The sequence below is a fragment of the Verrucomicrobiia bacterium genome (genome assembly GCA_035460805.1).
GTDB lineage: Bacteria > Patescibacteriota > UBA1384 > CAILIB01 > CAILIB01 > DATHWI01.
This window is the reverse complement of the sequence record DATHWI010000007.1, coordinates 1-4,888: the sequence shown is the minus strand read 5'-3', so window position 1 is coordinate 4,888 and position 4,888 is coordinate 1. Positions and strand designations below refer to the sequence as shown.

Genomic DNA, 4,888 nt, shown 5'->3' with positions numbered 1-4,888 from the left:
GACGGGTGACGAGATTAAGTCTATCCGTGCTAACCGGGTACAACTGACTGGTGCGTATGTCCGCCTTATGCAAGGTAGGGGACAACTCCCTAAGCCGGTAGTCATTGGGGTGCATTTGTCATTGTCCAAAGACCCAGAGCGTACGCGTGCCCTCCTCCTTAATGCCAAGGAGCTTCGTATGTTAGTAGATGAGATAGGCCAAAAAGGAAAAACAGCTGTCCCATTGGATATCCACTTTCGACGTGGATGGGCCAAGCTCACCATAGGTATTGGTAAGGGGCGTAAGCGCTATGATAAGCGGGAGCTCCTCAAGACCCGGGACTTAGACCGGCAAGAGCGGGCTGCATCCAAAAAGCAGTGATGGATACTCGCACCTGGATGCGGTACTGGCGGCGCGCTGTGTTTGTCGCTGCAGTCCTCCGGTGCGTACCGTTTGTGCGGATGGTAGGGTTGAACGGTTCAATGGTGACAGGTACATTCCGGCAACAAAGTGACATCGATGTGTATATTGTCACGAAGACGGGGCACATCTTCCTGAGTCGCTTTTTGGTTACCGCAGTCGTTGCTCTCTTGGGTTTAAAAATCCGCCCCAACAAAGAAGCAGGAATGATTTGTGCCAATCGTTTTGCCATAGAAGACTTCGTGGAGATCACCCCGCACGACTCCTATCATGCCCGTGTTTTTCATAACCTTATCCCTCTCTTCGTTGATGGGCGCGCATATCAGGCTTTTCGAGCGGAAAACCAATGGATGCACGAGTTTGGCGAGCGGTTGCCGCTCCACCAGCCAGCCCTTTCCCGTGGTATGCTAAGTTTCCTCCTCCAAAGATTGGGAGAGCTGCTTCTCTGGTGGCCTGCATTAGAGCGATGGGCCGAACGGGTTCAACGGGCGCGGGTATCGAGTGACGTGCGGGCACGGCATCCAGAGAGTAAAGTGGTAATTAGTTCAAAAGAATTACGGTTTCACCTACCAAAGAAGAGTCATGGCTAAACCGCGTTTGTACTTATTTTACGGGAACGATAATCGCCGCAGCCAACGTGAGATGCAGCGTTGGGTAGGCGTGTTCCTGCAGAAATATGGAGAGACAACGCAGTACATCCTCCATGCCGATGAGCTCCCCCACGAAGAGCTTCTCAAGCAGTTGAGACAGGCTTTGGAAACTCAAAGCTTGTTTGCCTCCCCACAGCTGGTGGTCGTGAAGCGGCTGACTAGTGGCGCCACCGCTGCCCGCGTAAAGGAGGTGGTGAGTATTTTAAGCCGGCAACTGAGCACCCTTTCCGATACGGTTACGGTAGTCTTTTGGGAAGACAGGCATTTGCCACCTTCTAACGCCCTGTTAACTTGGTTTGCTGAACACGAGGAAAAAAAGCAGGCCGAGGTAAAAGTATTTACGGCGGGTTCTGACCGGTCCTTGGTGCAGCAGGCGCTGCGTGAGGCGGGTGTTGAGGCACAGCCTGAAGCAGTTCGTTGGTTGGAGCGCCACCTTATGCAGGTGGAGAGGCAGCAACGCATTGAAGGCAAGATTCGCACCGGTGACAGCGTCCTGCACGACCATCGGACCTGGGTTGTCCAACAAGTGGTAGATAGTGCGGTGCTTTTAATGCAGGGGAACATCCTCAGCTTGCCTGATATTGAGCGTGCCGCAGGGATGGTATTGGATTCAGTCAGTCCCTTTGAAATTATCAACGCCGTTCAGGCGGGGAAGTGGATGGAAGCGCGCCGCTTGGCCAGGCGGTGGGAAAAAGACGATGAAGGTGCTTACTTTGGTTTGGTTGCTTTGTTGAGAAATCACTTTAAGCGTGAGGTGGGCGGCCCCCGCGCTCATTTTGCCCACTATGCACTGGAGCTCCTCGCAGAAATAGAGATCATGAGCAAAAACGTGACACTTCGCCAGGCCTGGCTTTTGGAGCTCTTCTGCGCCCGTTGCAGTACATTTAACGGTGCGCATAAGCCGCTTATTGCCCCGCGGCGGCTCTGGCTCTCCCATATCCAGCGGGTGGATTAAAATCATTTGGTTGAGGCTTGGTGGTCATGCCGGGTGGGTATGCTCGTCCTATGTGGCGAGCTATTTTTATCTTCCTTTTCCTCATACCTCATGTGCAGGCCGCCGAAGGCCTAGACCTTACGGTGCGTGGCGAAAAACGCCTTACCGCAGGCGCTTATACCTATAGGAACATTTCTGTTGAGGAGGGGGCTACGCTTACCCTCACTGGGTCTGTAAGTATCTTTTTTACAGGGCAGGGCGGCATTAGTGGCAAGGGTTCATTGCGGGTAGAAGGAAGACCGGGCGCAGAAGTTTTCCTGGCAGGGGAGTGGAAGGGAATCTCCCTCCAGGGCGGGGTTGAACTTAGGTATCTCCATATCATCGGTAATACTGAGCGTTTGGTGTTCGGCGCCTCCTCCAGCCTGGACCACGTTACGGTAAGGGATGCTCAAGCTTCTACCATAACGTTTATCCCGCAGGGAAAAGACGTAAGCATCCGCACAGTCCGTATAATCACTCCCCTCTTGGAGACCGTAGAGGCTGGCTTGGTATTCCAGGGAAAAGTGGGTGAAGTTTGGTTGCAGGGGCTGACCCTTCCCAGGAAACATCAAATAAAAAATGAAAAAGTGGTGGTTCTCTTGGATGGTTACAAGGGTATTAATTTTATTGGTGGGTCCACCGCAGATGGCTGCCACCTTGTTCCAACGAGCGTTTTCCAAAGGTCGGTTGAGGCGAGGTTGGATCCTGGCTGCAAACCGCCAGAGCCAGCCCTGCTCTTTGTGCCGGGTTATGGTGCCTCCATGAACCTTTCTTTCTTACTTAACCCCAGCCCAGATGCGCCATTGCGTGACGGGTGGTATTTCACTCCTTTCCTGACAAAATCTTACGACGCTTTCTTGGAAGAGGCGCGTGACCGGAAAATCATGACGGGTGTGGCTTATTACGATTGGCGCCGACCACCGGACACTATTGTGCGGGATTATCTTATCCCTGCCCTCGATGCACTTAAGCAAAACGGCAAGGTGAGTAGTGTGTACTTGGTCGCCCACTCTTTTGGCGGGATAGTCTCCCGAAGCTATATCCAGTCTTCTTCCTACCGCGGCGACGTGGCGGGATTGGTAATGTTGGGTACGCCTAATGCGGGCTCGGTTAAGTCGTATGGGGCATGGCAGGGCGCTTCTTTTCCTACTGACTGGGAAGTCATGAACCAGCTCCTCCGTTTTTATAAGTACAAATATGCCCATCGCGTTGATAGCGACGTCATGGCAGTGAGGACATTCTTTCCGTCCCTGCAGAGCCTTCTTCCAACAGGGCCGGTTTTATTCAGGGAAGGTGCGTACGAGTCGTTAGTGGAAAGCCCAAATGTCCACCTTTCCCGCTTGAACCAAGACCTTGCTCTCCTTCATGAAAGAGTGCCGTACACCCTCGCTGTCTCTGGGACAGGCCAGCAGACGCCTGGTGAGCTGGCGGTGGGGCCGCGTAACAAGGGTCACCCGTTATGGCCAGATGGGCAGGTAACTTCTATCCAGCGTTATGGCGATGGTGATGGGACCGTCTTAGTTTCCAGCTCAGAGCTCCAAGGCGTGAGCGCGCTGCGTCTTACCGGTTGGCATGCAGACCTTCCCGAGCTGGCGGCGGGTAGGATATTTAACCTTCTCTATCCCGCCCATGTTCCACCGCCTCCGGCACCTGCCCGTGGCGCGGCACGGAACACAGCCAACATTTTTTGGTTCCTGGTTGATTGCCCTGTCACGGTGCAAATTACAACTCCATCTGGGCTCATTATGGACTCAGGAAATGCAGGCGTTAGTGAAAGCGTTGCTGTGCTGTACGACCCTGAGAGTGTGTGGATGTTGGCGCCGGAGGAGGAGGGGGAGTACCGCATTGTCATCACGGCCCTTGCTACAACCGAAGTCCGATGGTGGCAAGGCAATGGTTCTATTACTACGTTTACGTTGGAAAAGGATAGGCAGGAATCTTTTGCATATGTTGCTCGGCCTTCAGAAGAGGGGCCTAGCCATGAAGAGCCCGAAGTGCCGCCGCCTGTCGTCCCAGCAACGCCTTGGGACCCGCCGGTACCGGGCAAATATGCCCTTGCTAGCTTTCCTCTCACTTCAAAAAGAGAGGTGGTTTATAGGGAAAAAGATGTTCAAAAACAGGCTGACCCGTTCAGCCTGACCACCTTACAGCTCGTCGGTATTTCAGCCGTTATTTTGGCGCGGCGACAAAAGAGAGATGTGCTTCAGAAAGACCGTCCTCATCCACCGTGAGGGTGAGAGTGCCATGCTGCTGGCTCATGAGGATACGGGCAACGGCCAGGCGGAGGGACCCGGACTTTCGTCCCTTCCCTTTCAAGGCGAATGCTTCGTGGATGCGGGTGGCGTTTACCTTGTGACCAGGAATGGTGCACGAGAAAGTGGCGCGCTTCCCCTTCTTACCCAAGGTGACACGGAGGTTGGCTTGTGCGGGTGCATGCTCCACGGCAGCTGTACATAGGAGCTTGAGCGCCTCCAGGGCGTGGTCATGGTAGCCAATTGCATACAACTTATTAGGCAGGGTAGCGGTAAGGGTTGCATGTTTCTTGCGTAGCAGTGGACGATACTCATCAATGGCTGCGTGCACAAGGGGAACGAGGTCAAACCGTTCGGGGGTGCGGTGGGGGTGAGGACGGTGCTGATTTTGCAGGATTGCGGTCAGCTCCAAAAGCTCCTCAGCTTCAGGGTTGGGCGAAGTGGCCACCAGGCTCTTCACGAGAGCTTCTTGGAGACCTAGTAGCTCGCGGTCCAGGGCGTGGTGTTCTTGGGTATGCCGCACAGCGGAAGTATGTTCAAGGAGGGCATACACGGTTCCAATGGTCTCATTGCCTACGTGGACGGGCCAACAGACAAGTGAGAAGTGCCGGAA

5 protein-coding genes are annotated in these 4,888 nt (G+C 54.1%); 4 read left to right on the top strand and 1 reads right to left on the bottom strand.

From position 1 onward, the window contains the following. The 4 genes from VLA04_00115 to VLA04_00100 all read left to right on the top strand — a co-directional run. Positions 1–361: SsrA-binding protein (locus VLA04_00115; GenBank protein ID HSI20116.1), on the top strand; the 361-nt coding region annotated here is incomplete at its 5' end. Further along, positions 361–990 carry a nucleotidyltransferase domain-containing protein gene (locus VLA04_00110; protein HSI20115.1) on the top strand — a complete coding sequence of 210 codons (630 nt, stop codon included), beginning with the start codon at positions 361–363 and terminating at the stop codon, positions 988–990. The genes VLA04_00115 and VLA04_00110, both read left to right, overlap by 1 nt. Next, positions 983–2,005 carry a hypothetical protein gene (locus tag VLA04_00105; protein HSI20114.1) on the top strand — a complete coding sequence of 341 codons (1,023 nt, stop codon included), beginning with the start codon at positions 983–985 and terminating at the stop codon, positions 2,003–2,005. Before VLA04_00110 ends, VLA04_00105 begins: the two co-directional genes overlap by 8 nt. Before the next feature lie 50 nt (positions 2,006–2,055). Further along, positions 2,056–4,254, top strand: a complete 2,199-nt coding sequence (locus VLA04_00100; GenBank protein ID HSI20113.1) for a hypothetical protein — start codon at positions 2,056–2,058, stop codon at positions 4,252–4,254. On the opposite strand, the gene VLA04_00095 is transcribed toward VLA04_00100, so the two are convergent. Next, positions 4,193–4,888: hypothetical protein (locus VLA04_00095; protein HSI20112.1), on the bottom strand; the 696-nt coding region annotated here is incomplete at its 5' end. The genes VLA04_00100 and VLA04_00095 overlap by 62 nt on opposite strands.

Bases quoted from the DNA above. Each gene is read 5' to 3' on its own strand.
- VLA04_00110 (HSI20115.1), top strand. From the start codon at position 361: ATGGATACTCGCACCTGGATGCGGTACTGGCGGCGCGCTGTGTTTGTC.
- VLA04_00105 (HSI20114.1), top strand. From the start codon at position 983: ATGGCTAAACCGCGTTTGTACTTATTTTACGGGAACGATAATCGCCGC.
- VLA04_00100 (HSI20113.1), top strand. From the start codon at position 2,056: ATGTGGCGAGCTATTTTTATCTTCCTTTTCCTCATACCTCATGTGCAG.